Origin of the sequence: Bacillus sp. 1NLA3E, assembly GCF_000242895.2 — a bacterium.
GTDB lineage: Bacteria > Bacillota > Bacilli > Bacillales > Cytobacillaceae > Bacillus_BU.
Genome location: NC_021171.1, coordinates 759,175 through 778,466 on the forward strand (window position 1 = coordinate 759,175; position 19,292 = coordinate 778,466).

General features: G+C 42.1%; 11 protein-coding genes, 12 tRNA genes and 3 rRNA genes. 23 read left to right on the forward strand and 3 right to left on the reverse strand.

Annotated features, from left to right (window positions below; all coding sequences use genetic code 11):
* Positions 1–56: 56 nt before the first annotated feature.
* The gene (locus B1NLA3E_RS03730) at positions 57–4,538 is read right to left on the reverse strand and encodes a glutamate synthase-related protein (protein ID WP_015592521.1); all 4,482 of its coding nucleotides are present in this window, start codon (positions 4,536–4,538) and stop codon (positions 57–59) included.
* 320 nt (positions 4,539–4,858) lie between these two features.
* On the reverse strand, positions 4,859–6,154 hold the full coding sequence (locus tag B1NLA3E_RS03735; protein ID WP_015592522.1) for a glutamate-1-semialdehyde 2,1-aminomutase: 1,296 nt from the start codon (positions 6,152–6,154) through the stop codon (positions 4,859–4,861).
* A 180-nt stretch (positions 6,155–6,334) separates the two neighbouring features.
* On the opposite strand from B1NLA3E_RS03735, the gene B1NLA3E_RS03740 reads away from it, so the two are divergent.
* The 7 genes from B1NLA3E_RS03740 to perR all read left to right on the forward strand — a co-directional run bounded on the left by B1NLA3E_RS03740 (position 6,335) and on the right by perR (position 11,426).
* Positions 6,335–7,342 (forward strand): ABC transporter ATP-binding protein, encoded by a 1,008-nt coding sequence (locus tag B1NLA3E_RS03740; protein WP_015592523.1) that lies wholly within the window; start codon positions 6,335–6,337, stop codon positions 7,340–7,342.
* A gap of 14 nt (positions 7,343–7,356) precedes the next feature.
* A complete protein-coding gene (locus B1NLA3E_RS03745) occupies positions 7,357–8,148 on the forward strand; it encodes an ABC transporter permease (protein ID WP_015592524.1) in 792 nt (263 codons plus the stop codon).
* 3 nt (positions 8,149–8,151) lie between these two features.
* On the forward strand, positions 8,152–8,937 hold the full coding sequence (locus B1NLA3E_RS03750; RefSeq protein ID WP_015592525.1) for an ABC transporter permease: 786 nt from the start codon (positions 8,152–8,154) through the stop codon (positions 8,935–8,937).
* 133 nt (positions 8,938–9,070) lie between these two features.
* A complete protein-coding gene (locus B1NLA3E_RS03755) occupies positions 9,071–9,475 on the forward strand; it encodes an ion channel (protein ID WP_015592526.1) in 405 nt (134 codons plus the stop codon).
* 77 nt (positions 9,476–9,552) lie between these two features.
* A complete protein-coding gene (gene bcp, locus B1NLA3E_RS03760; protein ID WP_015592527.1) occupies positions 9,553–10,020 on the forward strand; it encodes a thioredoxin-dependent thiol peroxidase in 468 nt (155 codons plus the stop codon).
* 294 nt (positions 10,021–10,314) lie between these two features.
* Positions 10,315–10,872: a cob(I)yrinic acid a,c-diamide adenosyltransferase gene (locus tag B1NLA3E_RS03765; protein ID WP_015592528.1), complete on the forward strand. Its 558-nt coding sequence runs from the start codon at positions 10,315–10,317 to the stop codon at positions 10,870–10,872.
* 110 nt (positions 10,873–10,982) lie between these two features.
* Entirely contained in the window at positions 10,983–11,426 is a 444-nt protein-coding gene (perR, locus tag B1NLA3E_RS03770) for a peroxide-responsive transcriptional repressor PerR (protein ID WP_041580892.1), read from the forward strand.
* Between the two features lie 118 nt (positions 11,427–11,544).
* On the opposite strand, the gene B1NLA3E_RS03775 is transcribed toward perR, so the two are convergent.
* On the reverse strand, positions 11,545–11,892 hold the full coding sequence (locus B1NLA3E_RS03775) for a YgzB family protein (protein ID WP_015592530.1): 348 nt from the start codon (positions 11,890–11,892) through the stop codon (positions 11,545–11,547).
* A gap of 151 nt (positions 11,893–12,043) precedes the next feature.
* Here B1NLA3E_RS03775 and B1NLA3E_RS03780 point away from each other — a divergent pair, with 151 nt between their 5' ends.
* The 16 genes from B1NLA3E_RS03780 to B1NLA3E_RS03855 all read left to right on the forward strand — a co-directional run bounded on the left by B1NLA3E_RS03780 (position 12,044) and on the right by B1NLA3E_RS03855 (position 19,290).
* Complete coding sequence (locus B1NLA3E_RS03780; protein ID WP_015592531.1) at positions 12,044–12,904, forward strand: nucleotidyltransferase-like protein; 861 nt, start codon at positions 12,044–12,046, stop codon at positions 12,902–12,904.
* A 297-nt stretch (positions 12,905–13,201) separates the two neighbouring features.
* Positions 13,202–14,751: ribosomal RNA gene (locus B1NLA3E_RS03785) — 16S ribosomal RNA — on the forward strand.
* 204 nt (positions 14,752–14,955) lie between these two features.
* A 23S ribosomal RNA gene (locus tag B1NLA3E_RS03790) occupies positions 14,956–17,893 on the forward strand.
* Between the two features lie 118 nt (positions 17,894–18,011).
* Positions 18,012–18,128 (forward strand): 5S ribosomal RNA (gene rrf, locus B1NLA3E_RS03795).
* The 16S, 23S and 5S rRNA genes sit together here with 12 tRNA genes alongside, the layout of an rRNA operon.
* A gap of 17 nt (positions 18,129–18,145) precedes the next feature.
* A tRNA-Asn gene (locus tag B1NLA3E_RS03800) sits at positions 18,146–18,220 on the forward strand.
* Positions 18,221–18,225: 5 nt separating this feature from the next.
* Positions 18,226–18,315: transfer RNA gene (locus B1NLA3E_RS03805), tRNA-Ser, on the forward strand.
* Between the two features lie 17 nt (positions 18,316–18,332).
* A tRNA-Glu gene (locus B1NLA3E_RS03810) sits at positions 18,333–18,407 on the forward strand.
* 5 nt (positions 18,408–18,412) lie between these two features.
* Positions 18,413–18,488: transfer RNA gene (locus B1NLA3E_RS03815), tRNA-Val, on the forward strand.
* Positions 18,489–18,512: 24 nt separating this feature from the next.
* Positions 18,513–18,586, forward strand: a tRNA-Met gene (locus B1NLA3E_RS03820).
* A gap of 3 nt (positions 18,587–18,589) precedes the next feature.
* Positions 18,590–18,666: transfer RNA gene (locus B1NLA3E_RS03825), tRNA-Asp, on the forward strand.
* 17 nt (positions 18,667–18,683) lie between these two features.
* A tRNA-Phe gene (locus tag B1NLA3E_RS03830) sits at positions 18,684–18,759 on the forward strand.
* 18 nt (positions 18,760–18,777) lie between these two features.
* Positions 18,778–18,853: transfer RNA gene (locus B1NLA3E_RS03835), tRNA-Thr, on the forward strand.
* 80 nt (positions 18,854–18,933) lie between these two features.
* A tRNA-Tyr gene (locus tag B1NLA3E_RS03840) sits at positions 18,934–19,018 on the forward strand.
* Positions 19,019–19,029: 11 nt separating this feature from the next.
* Positions 19,030–19,103, forward strand: a tRNA-Trp gene (locus B1NLA3E_RS03845).
* Positions 19,104–19,116: 13 nt separating this feature from the next.
* A tRNA-His gene (locus tag B1NLA3E_RS03850) sits at positions 19,117–19,192 on the forward strand.
* A 23-nt stretch (positions 19,193–19,215) separates the two neighbouring features.
* Positions 19,216–19,290, forward strand: a tRNA-Gln gene (locus B1NLA3E_RS03855).
* Positions 19,291–19,292 lie beyond the last annotated feature (2 nt).

Genomic DNA, 19,292 nt, shown 5'->3' on the forward strand with positions numbered 1-19,292 from the left:
TATATGTATAGAAAAGGAAAACGCCCGCTATTTGCGGGCGCTTTTGCTTTTCTTTATCACTCTGTTGATACAGATGGATCAGCTTGTTCTTTAATTGGGACAACTTGAACAAAGTTTTCTTCAGGATTTTCTAATAGAAGCACTAGGTTTGCTGCTTCTTCAGATTGACCTTGTTGTTTTAAGGACTGAACATATTTGCCAAGTAATTCATTCACATCATTAATTCCTTTTGTGGATAATGGGAATACAGATACTTTAGCGCCTTTAGCGATTCTGCGCTGTAGGGCTTCTTTTGTTAATCCAAGCTCTGGCTGGTGACGTAGGTATATAACTCCACCTGTCATACCTGCACAAATCCACGGTCCGGGATCACCAAGAACAAGAGCTCTTCCGTTTGTCATATATTCAAAGGCAAAGCCTTTAATATTGGCATTTGTACCAATATTACCATTTTCCTTTTTGGGAATTGGTTTTTTCAATTGTCCACCGATTATGATATCGGCGCCGGATAATCTAATTCCGGCACGGGCATCGGCGTCACCTTGAGCGACAAGCAATCCTTGTTGAGCACCGTAACCAAAGCCTTTTCCTACAGAGCCGTTATAGAATTTACCGTCTTTTCCTTTTGATTTAAAGATCTGGATGCTACCACCGAAGGACGTTTTACCGATGCCGTCTTGGGCTCCTCCACTGATTTCAATGTTGATACCATCACAGTTGTATGCTCCAAGTCCATTACCAGGAATTGATCCCTTGTACTGGAGATGAACGGGTGGTAATTGATGATAAGATCCGTCTAAGCGGCCGCGGACACGATGACAGGCAACACGGCTACCAAGGACACGCTGTTCTGAGCTAACATTATTAAATTCACGTGAATGTCGAAGATCTGCTTCCACTGCATCCAAGTATTCTGCACCAACAGCCACTTGGAGTTGAGAAGACTCTATTGATGCGATCGCTTCTTTAGCACTAAGCTGACTAATATCAATGGCTTTTAATAAGTAAGTTAGATCCAGTTGATCTGTCCCTTTGGACTGTTCGAGTAGATCAGAACGACCAACGGCATCTTGTAAATTTCTAATTCCGATCGAAGCTGCTAATTGTTTAAGTTCATTTCCAAAGGCAGTGAACAAATTAACAACACCTTGAACGGCTAATTCTGATTGTCTTGGAACAAATCGACGTAAACCGTGTGCTTGAGCTTGTGCTTCTGTTTCGATTTGAGTGGCAATTCCAACATGGCAAGTGTCTAAGTGACAACCGCGACAAGTCGTACAACCAATGGCAATCATCGAGAGAGTTCCGAAACCAATTCGGTTTGCACCAAGCAACATGACTTTTAATACGTCCTGTGCACTTTTAATTCCACCGTCTGCCCAAATTTCAACGTGCTGACGAAGGCCAGCTTCTAATAATGCATTATGAGCCGCTTTAACGCCAATTTCTACTGGTAAACCAACGTGTTGAAGGGCATGGATTCTTGCAGCCCCCGTTCCACCGTCGAAACCACTTAGGGTGATAATATCGGCGCCAGCCTTGGCGATTCCAACAGCAATGGTTCCGATATTAGGAACGACTGGAACTTTAACAGCAACTTTTGCTTTATCGTTAGCAGTTTTTAACTCATGAATCATTTGAGCTAAATCTTCTATCGAATAAATATCATGGTTATTGGAAGGAGAGATTAAATCCGAACCAATCGTGGCATTTCTGGCTTCAGCAATTTTAGCTGTTACTTTTGAACCAGGTAAATGTCCACCTTCCCCAGGTTTTGCCCCTTGACCTATTTTTATTTCAAGCAAGTTTGAAGAGTTTAATAGTTCAGCGTTTACTCCAAAACGACCAGAAGCCACTTGCTGACCACGGGTTTTAGGGAATTTTCCAAGCATATCCTTAATTTCTCCGCCTTCACCGTTTAAGCTCACCATATTCAAACGGTTGGCTCCTTCTGCATAAGCACGGAAAGCAATCTCATTCTGGGAACCAAATGACATTGATGCAATGATGAACGGTAGGTCATGCTCTCCTACACGAATATCAACTTCATTGGCAGAGAATGAAGGATTGGCTTTCTTCAAACTGGTTAAGTGACGGATTGTAATTGGATTTTGAACTTCTTGCTCACTAATTTTTTCGCGGTAGGCATCATAACTTCCAGTAGAAGCCATCTCACCGATTGCCTTCCAGATTCTTGGGAACAAGTTAAATGTTTTTCCAATCCGTTCATTTTCATTATGATAGTCAATTGCTCTTAATAAGGAATCTTCTTTCATAGCATCTAAATTATAGGCTAGATCCTTTGATCCAAAGAAGTTAGTCATTTTTAGGAAACTAGCAATATCATCATTTAATCCAATTGCAGAAAATAGTCTTCCGTATCCACGAAGCTCATGAATACCAATTGTTGAAATGACTTTTTCGACACCTTTAGTTAATGCGGTATATAAATTTTTCACTGGTGTTAAGGATTCATCATGAATTGTCATAAACATATAGTAAGGGCTAATAACATTGGCGCCCAAGCCGATTGCAATCATAATATCGTGCAGTGAACGAATGGCTGCTGAACGAAGGAGAAGTGAGCATTCTCTTCTCAAACCGGAAGCAACGAGCGCTTGGTCAACTGCAGATGTAACAAGATGTGGATCAATCCAGAAAGAGTCCTGTTGATGAGCCTTGGCATCATCTAAAACCAACAAGGTTTTTCCAGCTTTGACCGCTTCAATCGCTGCATCAGTAAGTCGGGTTAGTGCCGCTTGAATAGTTTCGCCTTTTTTGAATGTTGTAGATAAATAGGTAACTAGTTTTTTATCTTGGTAAAATTGAACTAGTTGGTCGTAGCTAGGTTGTTCTAGTTCTTCTGAACAGTCAAATCCAACTTTCCCTTCAATTAACATAGGTGTTGTTAGTTCGATGACTGCATCTGTTTCTTCTTTGCTAAACAGAGTTGGACGGTGTCCAATGATTGTACGAGTAGAAAAATGCTCTGTTTCCCGATCACGGTCAATCGCTGGGTTTGTTACAACAGCCACACTCTCTTTAATAAAGTCGGAGATATTTTTGCGACCAAGGTTAAGTGCAGCTAGAGGCGAATCGTGTCCAAGTGAGCGGATCGGCTCGATTCCTTTTTCAGCCATTTGTTCAATTAATTGAATATGATCTCTTTCCCAGCCAAAAGCTGTGTACTGTCCATTGTTAACTTTGCTAGGATAGTTAAAAGAAACTGTTTTATCAAGCTTTGGAGGCAAAATTCGTTTGCGTGCATCCTTAAAGTTGATACGACTGGAAAAACGGTTTAAAACTTCAGCTTGATATTCGCTTAAATAATAAACATCCAGCACATCATCTTTCCATTTGAAACCAACTTTTTCGCCTGGTGCAAGTGGCTTAGGATCATTCATATATTCAGTTGTCGGAATGATACCGGGTTCAGACGAGAATAGGTAAGAACTTTCTGTTTCAAGCATCCATAGCGGTCGAAGTCCAAGTGAATCTACACTAAATACGGCTTCATCACCAAAACGAGAAATGATTCCCGCTGGTCCTTGGGCAAAATGTCCCCACGCTTCGCGAATATAGGTATAAAGATCTTGAAGATCTTTCGAAAATGCTTTTATTTCGTTTACGATTGGAGGAAACAGGACATCCAATGCTTCAAATAATGAAAAACCATCTCTACAGATTAATGTTTCAATAATTCTACTTAAATCCTGTGAGTCACTTCCATCTTTTACAAGAGGAACATCGATCATTCTAGCTTCATCACGCAATTTTGCGATTGTGTTGATTTCTCCGTTATGACCTAAAACACTAAATGGTTGAACTCGGAAAAAGCTTGATAAAGTATTAGTCGAATAGCGGTTATGACCAAGTGTGATTGTAGACGCTACAAGTGGACTTGCAAGATCTTGGTAATATTTAGGAAGAATATCACCTGCACCCATCACTTTATATACGACATGGTGTTGACTAAGAGAAGCAACATGGACTGCTTCATTTAACTCAAATTCAACAATTAGTTCAAACAGTTTTTTTGATAATTCCATTCCGGATATTGGTGCAAGACAAGCGAATTGCCAAAAAACAGGATTTTCTTGAATGGCTATTGGACCTAATGCTGCTGAGTCAGTTACTTTATCTGATTCAAAAAGAATCTCGAAATTATTAGCAGCGAGTTTCGCTTGAAGATCAGATAAAATAGCCTTTGGTCCAGCGTTTTTCGTAATAAAAATGTGTCCAACAACAAAAGCTTCATGTTTGGTGATTTCTGGGTCTTTCCCAACGCTAGTTAATTTTTCTTCCCATAGTTGAGTTGGGATATCCATGTGAATTCCTACACCATCACCTTCACCGTTAATAAATCCTGCACGGTGATTCATTGTGACAAGAGCATCTATACAATGGAAAATGTTTTCCCTTGTAGGTGTTTTCTTTTTTTCGAGACTTGCGACAATTCCGCAGGCATCATGTTCTTGTTTTGAAAAATCTTTAAATAGAGATGGACTCCAAATCTGATTCATGTTTTTCGGCTTCATTAAAGAAATTCCTTATAAAGCCGTTTCACCTCCTGTGAAAAATAATGATCTATTCAAAATTTAAAATAACAAATTAAAAACGCTTGAAATAACAGTGTAAAATACATATTTCAAGCATGACGAAATTATGGCATTATGAATACAATATTATTTTTATATTATCATAGGAATTTTCAGAAATCAATGGAATATGCATTGGTAAGTGTAGTAAATAAAGTGGATATTTATAGAATAATAGTATTTTGAAAGCGCTATCAGAGGGGCGGATAAGAAAAACCAGGAGTTTTGGAAACTCCTGGTTTGAACTTCTTGGTGTATATTTATTCATTAGAAAGTTGATAAAATGCATTTTGTACCGCATGAATAGTCGCTTCGATATCTTCCATTGTATGTGCAATGGTTATGAACCAAGCTTCGTATTTTGATGGAGCAAGATTGATACCTTGATAAAGCATATTCTTAAAGAATTTTGCGAACATCTCACCATCAGTATTTTCTGCTTGAACGTAATTTTCAATTTTTTCGGATGTGAAATAGACCGTTAAAGCACCTTTAAGTCGGTTAATCGTAATCGGGATATGATTTTCCTTAGCAGCATTTAATATTCCTTCTTCAAGTAGTGCGCCAAGTTGATCTAAATAATCATAAACCCCTTTTTGTTGTAAAACTTCAAGGCAAGCAATTCCCGCCAATATTGAAGCTGGATTACCGGCCATTGTCCCTGCTTGATATGCAGGACCAAGCGGTGCCACTTTTTCCATAATATCAATTCGTCCGCCGTAGGCACCTATAGGTAGACCCCCACCGATAATTTTACCCAAAACAGTTAAGTCAGGATTGACGCCCAGCAGATTTTGGGCACCTCCATACATAAAGCGGAAAGCTGTGATAACTTCATCGTAAATCACAAGAGCGCCTGCAGCGTGAACAAGTTCATTAACTTGCTCCAAAAATCCTGGATTCGGTTCAACAATCCCAAAGTTTCCGACAATTGGTTCTACTAATACGGCAGCGACTTGATTGCCCCATTTTTCAAGTGCGGCCCTTAAAGGCTCAATATCATTAAATGGAACAGTGATGACTTCTTGAGCGATACTTTTTGGAACTCCTGCGGAATTTGGTGTACCTAGTGTAGATGGACCAGATCCTGCTGCAACTAGGACTAGGTCTGAATGTCCATGATAGCATCCAGCAAATTTAATAATCTTATCTCTACCTGTAAATGCACGTGCAACACGAATGGTGGTCATGACCGCTTCTGTACCTGAATTAACAAAGCGAACTTTTTCCATTGAGGGGATGGCCTCTTTTAGCATTTTAGCAAACTTCACCTCATGTGGTGTTGGAGTGCCATAGAGAACACCTGAATCTGCAGCCTTTTTGATGGCTTCGGAAATATGTGGATGAGCATGACCAGTAATGATTGGGCCATAAGCTGCTAGGTAATCGATATATTGATTTCCGTCGACATCCCAGAAATAGGCACCTTGACCTCTTTCCATTGCGATGGGAGCACCGCCGCCGACTGCCTTATAAGAACGAGATGGACTGTTAACACCACCAACAATATGCTCCAATGCTTCTTTATGTAACCTTTCAGAATTCGTAAAATGCATGATTGTACCTCCTAGTTCTTTTTGCCCTTCTTATTTTAACAGAAAATTCGAGTTGGATGGTCGGGTTTTCCAATTTTCTCTATTTTTCAAAAACAATTGAAAAGGTATCTTGATAGTTGTTTTCATCACCATGTTTCGCTACACTAACTAATTAGGGCATTGAGTTCAGGAGGAGAAAATATGAAGGATGCAATTATCGTTCGCGATTTGCGCAAAGAATTTAACGCTTATTCAAGTCGATCTGGATTAAAAGGCGCTTTTCGTGATTTATTTACTCGTAATTATAAAGTCGTTGCAGCTGTTGACAGCATCAATTTTCAAATAAAGCAAGGGGAAATGGTTGGATATATTGGTGAAAACGGTGCTGGAAAATCAACAACAATTAAAATGTTAACGGGAATCCTAACCCCTACCTCAGGGACTGTTACCGTTAATGGGATGAACCCGCATAAAGAACGCGAAAAATTCGTTCAAACAATTGGAGTAGTATTCGGTCAGCGCTCTCAATTATGGTGGGATATTGCAGTTCAAGAATCTTTTCGTCTTTTGAAGAAGGTTTATAAAGTATCCGATGCACAGTATGACGAGCATATGGGACATATCATCAAAACACTTGATCTTGAACCGCTTTTGGATAAACCAGTCCGAAAATTATCATTAGGACAACGGATGCGGTGTGAACTTGCTGCTGCGCTTATCCACAATCCACCACTCTTATTTCTAGACGAGCCGACCATCGGCTTGGATGTATTGGTAAAAATGAAAATACGTGAATTTTTAAAAGAGATTAACCAAAAATACAACACAACTATATTGTTAACCACTCACGATTTAACGGATATTGAAGCCCTATGTGAAAGAGTTATCATGCTCGATGAAGGAAAAATTATTTATGACGGTGCCTTAAAAAGCTTAAAAGGAGAATGGGGAGAAGGAAAGGATATTCAATTTCAATTTTTACAAAAGGTTGAATTGACTGCATTACAGGCTTTGACACTTGATTTCTCAGTCTTATGGCAAGTCGATGAGGAAAAACAAACCTTTACCGTTCACATTGATGATAATGATGAACTTATCTCCCAGGTCATTGCAAAAGTCGTCGCTCATTACAAAATAAAGGATCTTAAAATAAATGAGCCATCTACGGAAGAAATTATCCGCAACATATATGAAAAAGGCTCTGTATAAAGGGGGAATGTCGGGTGGGTAAATATATTGAAATGATCCGCATTCGCTTTCTAATGATGCTTGCTTATCGGACCAACTATTACACAGGGATTCTCATTTATAGTATAAATATTGGTGCTTATTATTTTTTATGGACAGGTATTTATGGCGATAAGAGCGAAATTCAAGGATTATCTGTGGCCCAGATGACAACTTATATCGCCGTCGCTTGGATGGCGCGAGCCTTCTACTTCAATAATATTGATCGGGAAATGGCGACGGAAATTATGGAGGGAAGAGTGGCAGTTGAACTAATTAGACCCTATAGTTATTTAGCGATGAAGGTCATGCAGGGATTAGGGGAAGGCATCTTTCGAATGTTTTTCTTCTCACTTCCTGGCATGGTGATTGTGGCGTTAATCTTTAGGTTAGATTTTTCGGTCTCTTTTTCAACCCTAGGCTTATTCTTTGTTTCGATCTTGCTTAGTTTCTTCATTAATACGCAAATTAATTTATTAACAGGAATTGCCACTTTTTTCTTGTATAATAATTCAGGATTAATTAGGGCGAAACGGGTAATAATCGACCTATTTTCAGGACTGTTGCTACCAATTAGTTTTTTCCCAGGCTGGGCACAGGAAATCATGAAATACCTTCCATTTCAAGGGATTAGTTATCTTCCTAGTATGATTTTCACTAGTGGCTTTTCGAACGGACAAGCAATGGATGCGATTTTGTCCCAAGCAATCTGGGTAGCCATCTTAATTGTCCCCATTTATGTATTGTGGGTTTTGGCAAAAAAACAATTAGTTATTCAAGGAGGGTGACGGATGTTTTATTTATCGATGTTTTTTCAATATGTCGCCCAATATTTGAAAACTAGATTTGAATATCGTACGAACTTATTTGTAGAAATCTTTACGGATTTCTTAAATCAAGCCGTGAATTTTGTGTTTATTTTGGTTGTATTTGGCCACACCAAATTATTGGCTGGATGGAGCCGTGAGGAAATTATTTTTATTTATGGCTTCTTTCTGATTCCATCGGCCCTTTTTTCGGCTTTCTTTAATATATGGGATTTTAATGAAAGGTATATAGTGAAGGGCGAGCTTGATCGTATCTTAACGAGACCGATTCATAGTTTATTTCAAATAATATTGGAACGGATGGAATTGGAGGCGTTATTCGGTGGGTTAACTGGGATAGCCGTCATGGTTTATGCAGGTAGGATGATAGGATTAGAAATACGATGGTTTGACCCGATTCTCTTTTTCATTTTTGTGGTAGGGGGAGTTCTGGTCTATGCTGGTATTTTCGTGTTAATTGCTTGTGTTAGCTTTTGGACTGATGCTCAGTCGTCGATTATGCCGATGATGTACAATATTAGCAATTATGGGCGCTACCCTGTTGATATTTATAATAAAGTGATTCGTTTTATTTTAACTTGGATCCTACCGTTTGCGTTTGTTGGCGTGTACCCTGCGTCCTTTTTTCTTGGCAAAAGTGAGTGGTATAACTATGCTTATATTACGCCCATTATTGGCTTGGTTTTTTTTGGTGCATCAATATTTGTTTGGAATGAGGGCATTAAGCGTTATCGAGGTGCGGGAAATTAACTTAGATAGAAGTGCTGGCAAAAAAAGGATTCCTTTTTTTGCCTTTTTTCTGCACACTTTTTGTTAGACAGGCGGGTATATAGAAGGTGAATGGAGCGTATTCTTTATTGAGGAAGATAGAGGAGAGTATTCCATGACCTTTTACTTAATGCTCATTTTCGTTCTTTTCAGTATTGGAATGAGTTTGCGATCGTTGTTTTTGCCTTATAAAATAGCAGGAAAGTATGTTTCCTTAGAAAATTTTATATTTTTAGCGATGGTGTATGCAACCATAATGATCGGCTTCGGCCTTATTTATATGTTGCTCGATATGAAGGGGAACATTTTATTAATAGAAGAGACAAGAAGTATAGGCGCTGATTTTTTCTCTCGACTAGAAACCTTCATATATTTTAGTGGGATGACCTTGTTCTCAGTTGGTTATGGGGATATTGCCCCAATTGGAATAGGGAGGGTGATAGCTGTGTTAGAGGCGCTGATTGGTTATACAATTCCGGCAGCTTTTGTTGCCCGAGCCGTTTTCGATAGAGATAGATAACGATACAAATCATTTGTTATTTAACAAAAAATGGGATAGTCTAAATATAGATATTTATAGAGTTGGAGGGTTTTTTTATGTCTTTTAGTGTTGGTCAACCAGGACCTGAATTTGAACTACTGGCAAGCGATGGGAAAACGGTGAAATTATCCGATTTTCGTGGTAAAAATGTCGTTCTTTATTTTTACCCTAAAGACATGACGCCAGGCTGCACTACTGAAGCATGTGATTTCCGCGATTACCACGAAAAATTTCAAGAAGTAAATGTAGTGATTCTCGGAGTGAGTCCTGACCCACTTAAGAGGCATGAAACCTTCATTGAAAAGTATGGATTGCCGTTTCAATTGTTAGCAGATGAAGACCATCATGTTGCGGAGAATTACGGAGTTTGGAAATTAAAGAAAACCTTTGGAAAAGAATACATGGGAATTGAGCGAACAACTTTTATCATTGATAAAAATGGTATTGTAGCAAAGGAATGGCGTAAGGTAAAAGTAAAAGGGCATGTTGAAGATGCTCTTCAATATATTATGGAAAATTTATAAAATTGTTGGTGTGTTAACCATCGATTTTCATTCTATATATTTGAATAATAATTGAAAACAGCAAAAGTAATAGAAAGCTAGCCTATTTTTAAGTAGAAAGGCTTTTGTCCAATTCAATTATCTGAAAATTGAATATTATTTTATTAGGGCATACCTCCTCAGATGTTTTTTAAGCGAATCGATAGTGATTCGCTTCTTTTTCTGTTCTTCTACAGTATTAAATAAATGAATTCTGTTGGATTCAGATGTTATGATAAGTTAAAGAGTATCAGGTAGTGAAAGGGGTTATTTACTTTGAAGATATATACAAAAACAGGTGACGCTGGTACAACTTCCTTGGTTTATGGACAACGGGTTCGAAAAGATGATATCAGAGTTGAGGCATATGGGACTTGTGATGAAGCCAATTCAATGATTGGACTTGCGTTAAGTTATTTAAAAGGGGAAAATTTTCAAGCGAAAGAATCGATCGAAACTGCATATCATAAAATACAAACTATTCTATTCCATGTAGGGGCAGAACTTGCAACTCCTCAAGGGAAAGATGTTAAATGGAAGCTGTTACAAATAGATCTTGAAGAAATGGAAAAGCTAATTGATGAGTGGGATTCCGGACTACCGGCATTAACAAATTTCATTCTCCCTGGAGGGCACCCTTCTGGAGCGGCTTTTCATAGTGCGAGAACCATTGCGCGAAGAGCAGAAAGATGCTCCGTTAGGATTGAAGATGAGGTTAATCCACTAGTATTAGCTTATTTGAACCGTTTATCTGATTTATTGTTCGTTACGGCAAGATATGTTAATTTCCAATTGGGAGCAATTGAACATACACTACATAAAGACAACGACTAAATATTATTTGAATATCTATATTAAAGGTTGTTATATTGACAAAAGTATTTGGTATTGAGTACACTAATTATAAAGATTATAATATGAAAATTCTTTTAGAAAAGAGGTGCATGACGGTGTCACAAAATCCGCTTAAAGAAGCGTTGGATACCTTAAAAGAGACGGGAGTACGTATTACTCCGCAACGTCATGCGATACTTGAATATTTAATAAACTCGATGTTGCACCCAACTGCCGATGATATTTATAAGGCGTTGGAAGGGAAATTTCCAAATATGAGTGTAGCTACAGTTTATAACAATCTGCGAGTATTTCGTGAAGTTGGTCTTGTAAAAGAATTAACTTTCGGAGATGCATCTAGTCGATTTGATTTTGTAACTACCCATCATTACCATGTTATTTGTGAAAGTTGCGGTAAAATAGTTGATTTTCATTATCCGGGATTGGATGAAGTTGAGCAATTAGCTTCACACGTAACAGGATTTAACATAAGTCACCATCGAATGGAAATTTACGGAAGTTGCCCTGATTGCTCGGCTAAGGAAGTCCACTAAAAATATTAATATAAAAAAAGGCTGCTGAAATCTGGCAGCCTTTTTTTAATGGATAAGAAAGAATCGAAATTTTGAACATAGCTGAGTGTCTAGCTCCATAGCCTTACGCTTTTCTTAATTATGAGTTCTTTCGATTATATTTTTTGTCAAAATCTTTTCCCTCAAGATTCTTATCAAGGGTTAAAGGTTCATTGCAATACATACACATATCAACTCGGCCAAGTACTTTAGTTGTTTTCCCACAGCTAGGACATTCAACTTGAACGGACTTAGTCGAGAGCATCCCAATCCAGAAATAAACAACGGTACTAGCAATGATAAATAATAAACCTAGCAGCATAAAACTGGTCATTAAAATTGGTGAATTTCTAAAAAAAATACCCCCGTACATGACGATAAACCCGATAAAAATTAAACTTAATGCGAATGTGCGAATTTTATTGATTTTACTAGATATTTTCCCCATATTTGGTCCCCCCTAAAGCTTCAACTTATTATAGCATTAGCATGGTTTAATGTGGTAATGATTGTATACACTGAAAATGTCCTTGATTTAGGAGGATTTTCTTTTGTGTTGTCGAACTATATACGCTATCTAAATTTATGGAGGAATGATCATGAAACACATTCTTCGGCCGATATATCAGGAACGTGCAAGTCAGGCTAATACTCTTGGAGTGTTGATGATAGAGAAGAGAGAAAATGCCAGTCCAATAACGGATACATTTGACACCGTTTTATTGATTATCGTAAAAGAATCGGAACAGCCTTTATTTGTTAAACACTATAGTTATGAAGATAAAAAAGCCGCATTAAATATCGTTAGTGAGACCCAGCTGAATGATTGGCTTCTATTAGGATCTAATCGTAAAGTTCTCGAATGGCTTTTTAATGGACAAATTCTATTTGATCGAAATGACTTCATCCACAATTTGAAAGTTGAGCTAAGGGAATTCCCGTTTTATGGACGGAAAATAAAAATGGGAATTGAGTTTGCTAAATTAATACGGCGCTATATGGATGGAAAATCCTTTTTTGAAAATGGTCAAAATTTGGATGCTTATAATCATATCGTTCATTCGCTGCACCATTTAGCGCGATTGTCAGTTATTGAAAATGGATTTCATCCGGAAATGACAGTTTGGAATCAAGTGAAACAGATTGAACCACAGATCTATAAGCTTTACGAGGAACTGATCACTAGTGAGGAAACAATTGAAAAAAGACTGGAATTACTGTTTTTAGCGAGCGAATTTCTCATTCACTCCCGAACACAAATTGGGGCTGCCCATATCATTGATACACTTAATGAAAAAGAAATCTGGACTTTTGATGAAATGATTAATCATCCTGAACTAAGTCTTTATTCTGTTGATTTAAGTGTTTTACTTGAATTTTTGATCGAAAAAAAATATATCACTGTCGTTACAAAAGAAACGAAAGGTTACGGAGTGTTTCATCGCTACTATAAGGTTTGAGAAATCTGTTTGTAAAAAAATAAAAAAAGTATTGACCTTTTTAAAATTACTTGTTATATTTATAACCGTCGCTGCGAACGAAATAGACAAAATGAAAAAATATTCGCGGTTGGCGGTTTTAAAAAGGTGTTGACAGTACAAACACTGCATGGTATATTAATAAAGTCGCCTCTGAGAGACGACAAACAAATTGTTCTTTGAAAACTAAACAAACAAACGTCAACAATAAATTTTTTTATAGTGTGAATGACTTCGGTCATGACACTAGCCAACGTAACTTTTATGAGTCAATCAACTTTCTTGGAGAGTTTGATCCTGGCTCAGGACGAACGCTGGCGGCGTGCCTAATACATGCAAGTCGAGCGGATTGATGGGAGCTTGCTCCCTGATATCAGCGGCGGACGGGTGAGTAACACGTGGGCAACCTGCCTGTAAGACTGGGATAACACCGGGAAACCGGTGCTAATACCGGATAATCCTTTTCCTCTCATGAGGAAAAGCTGAAAGTCGGTTTCGGCTGACACTTACAGATGGGCCCGCGGCGCATTAGCTAGTTGGTGAGGTAACGGCTCACCAAGGCGACGATGCGTAGCCGACCTGAGAGGGTGATCGGCCACACTGGGACTGAGACACGGCCCAGACTCCTACGGGAGGCAGCAGTAGGGAATCTTCCACAATGGACGAAAGTCTGATGGAGCAACGCCGCGTGAGCGATGAAGGCCTTCGGGTCGTAAAGCTCTGTTGTTAGGGAAGAACAAGTATCGGAGTAACTGCCGGTACCTTGACGGTACCTAACCAGAAAGCCACGGCTAACTACGTGCCAGCAGCCGCGGTAATACGTAGGTGGCAAGCGTTGTCCGGAATTATTGGGCGTAAAGCGCGCGCAGGCGGTTCCTTAAGTCTGATGTGAAAGCCCCCGGCTCAACCGGGGAGGGTCATTGGAAACTGGGGAACTTGAGTGCAGAAGAGAAGAGCGGAATTCCACGTGTAGCGGTGAAATGCGTAGAGATGTGGAGGAACACCAGTGGCGAAGGCGGCTCTTTGGTCTGTAACTGACGCTGAGGCGCGAAAGCGTGGGGAGCAAACAGGATTAGATACCCTGGTAGTCCACGCCGTAAACGATGAGTGCTAAGTGTTAGAGGGTTTCCGCCCTTTAGTGCTGCAGCTAACGCATTAAGCACTCCGCCTGGGGAGTACGGCCGCAAGGCTGAAACTCAAAGGAATTGACGGGGGCCCGCACAAGCGGTGGAGCATGTGGTTTAATTCGAAGCAACGCGAAGAACCTTACCAGGTCTTGACATCCTCTGACACTCCTAGAGATAGGACGTTCCCCTTCGGGGGACAGAGTGACAGGTGGTGCATGGTTGTCGTCAGCTCGTGTCGTGAGATGTTGGGTTAAGTCCCGCAACGAGCGCAACCCTTGATCTTAGTTGCCAGCATTCAGTTGGGCACTCTAAGGTGACTGCCGGTGACAAACCGGAGGAAGGTGGGGATGACGTCAAATCATCATGCCCCTTATGACCTGGGCTACACACGTGCTACAATGGGTGGTACAAAGGGTTGCAAAACCGCGAGGTCGAGCCAATCCCATAAAACCACTCTCAGTTCGGATTGTAGGCTGCAACTCGCCTACATGAAGCTGGAATCGCTAGTAATCGCGGATCAGCATGCCGCGGTGAATACGTTCCCGGGCCTTGTACACACCGCCCGTCACACCACGAGAGTTTGTAACACCCGAAGTCGGTGGGGTAACCGTAAGGAGCCAGCCGCCTAAGGTGGGACAGATGATTGGGGTGAAGTCGTAACAAGGTAGCCGTATCGGAAGGTGCGGCTGGATCACCTCCTTTCTAAGGATATTGTCGTAAAGACAATCGGAACACAACACTTATAGTGATGTGATGTTGATGGTTTGTTTGTTTAGTTTTGAGAGAGCAATCTCTTAAAGCTTTTTTGTTCCTTGAAAACTAGATAATCGTAAGAAGAAGAATTGTAAGACCGAGAAACACCACATTAGTTTTTTTCTCTCTTATATAATAAGAGATTAACCTTTAGGTTAAGTTAGAAAGGGCGCACGGTGGATGCCTTGGCACTAGGAGCCGATGAAGGACGGTACTAACACCGATATGCTTCGGGGAGCTGTAAGTAAGCTTTGATCCGGAGATTTCCGAATGGGGAAACCCACTGCTCGTAATGGAGTAGTATCTTTACCTGAATACATAGGGTATTGAAGGCAGACCCGGGGAACTGAAACATCTAAGTACCCGGAGGAAGAGAAAGCAAATGCGATTCCCTGAGTAGCGGCGAGCGAAACGGGAAATAGCCCAAACCAAGAGGCTTGCCTCTTGGGGTTGTAGGACACTCAACATGGAGTTACAAAGGAACGGGGTAAATGAAGAGGTCTGGAAAGGCCCGTCAAAGAAGGTAAAAACCCTGTAGTTGAAACTTCGTTCCCTCCTGAGTGGATCCTGAGTACGGCCGGACACGAGAAATCCGGTCGGAAGCAGGGAGGACCATCTCCCAAGGCTAAATACTACCTAGTGACCGATAGTGAACCAGTACCGTGAGGGAAAGGTGAAAAGCACCCCGGAAGGGGAGTGAAATAGATCCTGAAACCGTGTGCCTACAAGTAGTCAAAGCCCGTTAATGGGTGATGGCGTGCCTTTTGTAGAATGAACCGGCGAGTTACGATTACATGCAAGGTTAAGTTGATAAGACGGAGCCGCAGCGAAAGCGAGTCTGAATAGGGCGAATGAGTATGTGGTTGTAGACCCGAAACCAGGTGATCTACCCATGTCCAGGGTGAAGGTAGGGTAACACCTACTGGAGGCCCGAACCCACGCACGTTGAAAAGTGCGGGGATGAGGTGTGGGTAGCGGAGAAATTCCAATCGAACTTGGAGATAGCTGGTTCTCTCCGAAATAGCTTTAGGGCTAGCCTCACGTTGTAAGAGTCTTGGAGGTAGAGCACTGTTTGGACTAGGGGCCCTCATCGGGTTACCGAATTCAGACAAACTCCGAATGCCAAAGACTTATCCGTGGGAGTCAGACTGCGAGTGATAAGATCCGTAGTCAAAAGGGAAACAGCCCAGACCACCAGCTAAGGTCCCAAAGTATACGTTAAGTGGAAAAGGATGTGGAGTTGCTTAGACAACCAGGATGTTGGCTCAGAAGCAGCCACCATTTAAAGAGTGCGTAATAGCTCACTGGTCGAGTGACTCTGCGCCGAAAATGTACCGGGGCTAAACGTATCACCGAAGCTGTGGATTGACATCTTAGATGTCAGTGGTAGGAGAGCGTTCTAAGGGCGTTGAAGCTAGACCGTAAGGACTGGTGGAGCGCTTAGAAGTGAGAATGCCGGTATGAGTAGCGAAAGATGGGTGAGAATCCCATCCACCGAATGCCTAAGGTTTCCTGAGGAAGGCTCGTCCGCTCAGGGTTAGTCGGGACCTAAGCCGAGGCCGAAAGGCGTAGGCGATGGACAACAGGTTGATATTCCTGTACCACCTCTTTATCGTTTGAGCAATGGGGGGACGCAGAAGGATAGGGTAAGCGCGCTGTTGGATATGCGCGTCTAAGCAGTTAGGCTGGTAGCGAGGAAAATCCCGTTACCGTGAAGGCTAAGCTGTGATAGCGAGGGAAATATAGTACCGAAGTTCCTGATTTCACACTGCCTAGAAAAGCCTCTAGCGAGATAAAAGGTGCCCGTACCGCAAACCGACACAGGTAGGCGAGGAGAGAATCCTAAGGTGAGCGAGAGAACTCTCGTTAAGGAACTCGGCAAAATGACCCCGTAACTTCGGGAGAAGGGGTGCTCTTTAGGGTGAATAGCCTTGAAGAGCCGCAGTGAATAGGCCCAGGCGACTGTTTAGCAAAAACACAGGTCTCTGCAAAGCCGCAAGGCGAAGTATAGGGGCTGACGCCTGCCCGGTGCTGGAAGGTTAAGGGGAGAGGTTAGCCGCAAGGCGAAGCTTTGAACCGAAGCCCCAGTAAACGGCGGCCGTAACTATAACGGTCCTAAGGTAGCGAAATTCCTTGTCGGGTAAGTTCCGACCCGCACGAAAGGCGTAACGATCTGGGCACTGTCTCAACGAGAGACTCGGTGAAATTATAGTACCTGTGAAGATGCAGGTTACCCGCGACAGGACGGAAAGACCCCGTGGAGCTTTACTGTAGCCTGATATTGAATTTTGGTACAGCTTGTACAGGATAGGTAGGAGCCGTAGAAGCCGGAGCGCTAGCTTCGGTGGAGGCATTGGTGGGATACTACCCTGGCTGTATTGAAATTCTAACCCATACCCCTGATCGGGGTAGGAGACAGTGTCAGGTGGGCAGTTTGACTGGGGCGGTCGCCTCCTAAAGAGTAACGGAGGCGCCCAAAGGTTCCCTCAGAATGGTTGGAAATCATTCGTAGAGTGTAAAGGCACAAGGGAGCTTGACTGCGAGACCTACAAGTCGAGCAGGGACGAAAGTCGGGCTTAGTGATCCGGTGGTTCCGCATGGAAGGGCCATCGCTCAACGGATAAAAGCTACCCCGGGGATAACAGGCTTATCTCCCCCAAGAGTCCACATCGACGGGGAGGTTTGGCACCTCGATGTCGGCTCATCGCATCCTGGGGCTGTAGTCGGTCCCAAGGGTTGGGCTGTTCGCCCATTAAAGCGGTACGCGAGCTGGGTTCAGAACGTCGTGAGACAGTTCGGTCCCTATCCGTCGTGGGCGCAGGAAATTTGAGAGGAGCTGTCCTTAGTACGAGAGGACCGGGATGGACGCACCGCTGGTGTACCAGTTGTCTTGCCAAAGGCATAGCTGGGTAGCTATGTGCGGAAGGGATAAGTGCTGAAAGCATCTAAGCATGAAGCCCCCCCTCAAGATGAGATTTCCCATAGCGCAAGCTAGTAAGATCCCTGAAAGATGATCAGGTTGATAGGTCAGAGGTGGAAGCGCGGTGACGTGTGGAGCTGACTGATACTAATCGATCGAGGACTTAACCAAAAACGGTGTTATTAGTTTTACAACTTCTTCTGCATTATCTAGTTTTGAGGGAATGAAAATTTCTCTTGCAAAACTTCAAAAAGTCATTATAATAAATAATGTCTTATGAAAATAATAGTCTGGTGGCGATAGCGAGAAGGTCACACCCGTTCCCATACCGAACACGGAAGTTAAGCTTCTCAGCGCCGATGGTAGTTGGGGGATCTCCCCCTGTGAGAGTAGGACGTTGCCGGGCTGTTTCATTATTATTATTCCGCAGTAGCTCAGTGGTAGAGCATTCGGCTGTTAACCGAACGGTCGTAGGTTCGAGTCCTACCTGCGGAGCCATTTTTGGAGAGCTGTCCGAGTGGCCGAAGGAGCACGCTTGGAAAGCGTGTAGGCGGGTAACTGCCTCAAGGGTTCGAATCCCTTGCTCTCCGCCACTTTAATTTATCTTTTAGGCCCCTTGGTCAAGTGGTTAAGACACCTCCCTTTCACGGAGGTAACACGGGTTCGAGTCCCGTAGGGGTCACCATATGTGGAGGATTAGCTCAGCTGGGAGAGCATCTGCCTTACAAGCAGAGGGTCGGCGGTTCGAGCCCGTCATCCTCCACCATAAATTTCTTTACTTTTTTATTGTCGCGGGGTGGAGCAGTCCGGTAGCTCGTCGGGCTCATAACCCGAAGGTCGCAGGTTCAAATCCTGCCCCCGCAATTTGGTCCGGTAGTTCAGTTGGTTAGAATGCCTGCCTGTCACGCAGGAGGTCGCGGGTTCGAGTCCCGTCCGGACCGCCATATTTTTTAAGTTGTTTGGCTCAGTAGCTCAGTCGGTAGAGCAAAGGACTGAAAATCCTTGTGTCGGCGGTTCGATTCCGTCCTGAGCCACCATTAATTTTTTTAAGCAATGCCGGTGTAGCTCAACTGGTAGAGCAACTGAATCGTAATCAGTAGGTTGGGGGTTCAAGTCCTCTCGCCGGCACCATGCAGATAAACCAACTGGTTTTAATGAGGTATACGGTAAGAAGATTTAACACCTATCTATTAAAATTTAATTTTATATGTGGAGGGGTAGCGAAGTGGCTAAACGCGGCGGACTGTAAATCCGCTCCCTCCGGGTTCGGCGGTTCGAATCCGTCCCCCTCCACCATTTAATAACTTAGGGGTATAGTTTAAAGGTAGAACGAAGGTCTCCAAAACCTTTGGTGTGGGTTCAATTCCTACTACCCCTGCCAATTAATTATAATGGCGATTGTGGCGAAGTGGTTAACGCATCGGATTGTGATTCCGACATTCGTGGGTTCAATTCCCATCAGTCGCCCCATTATACAAAATAATCATGAATATTGGGCTATAGCCAAGCGGTAAGGCAACGGACTTTGACTCCGTCATTCGTAGGTTCGATCCCTGCTAGCCCAGCCATT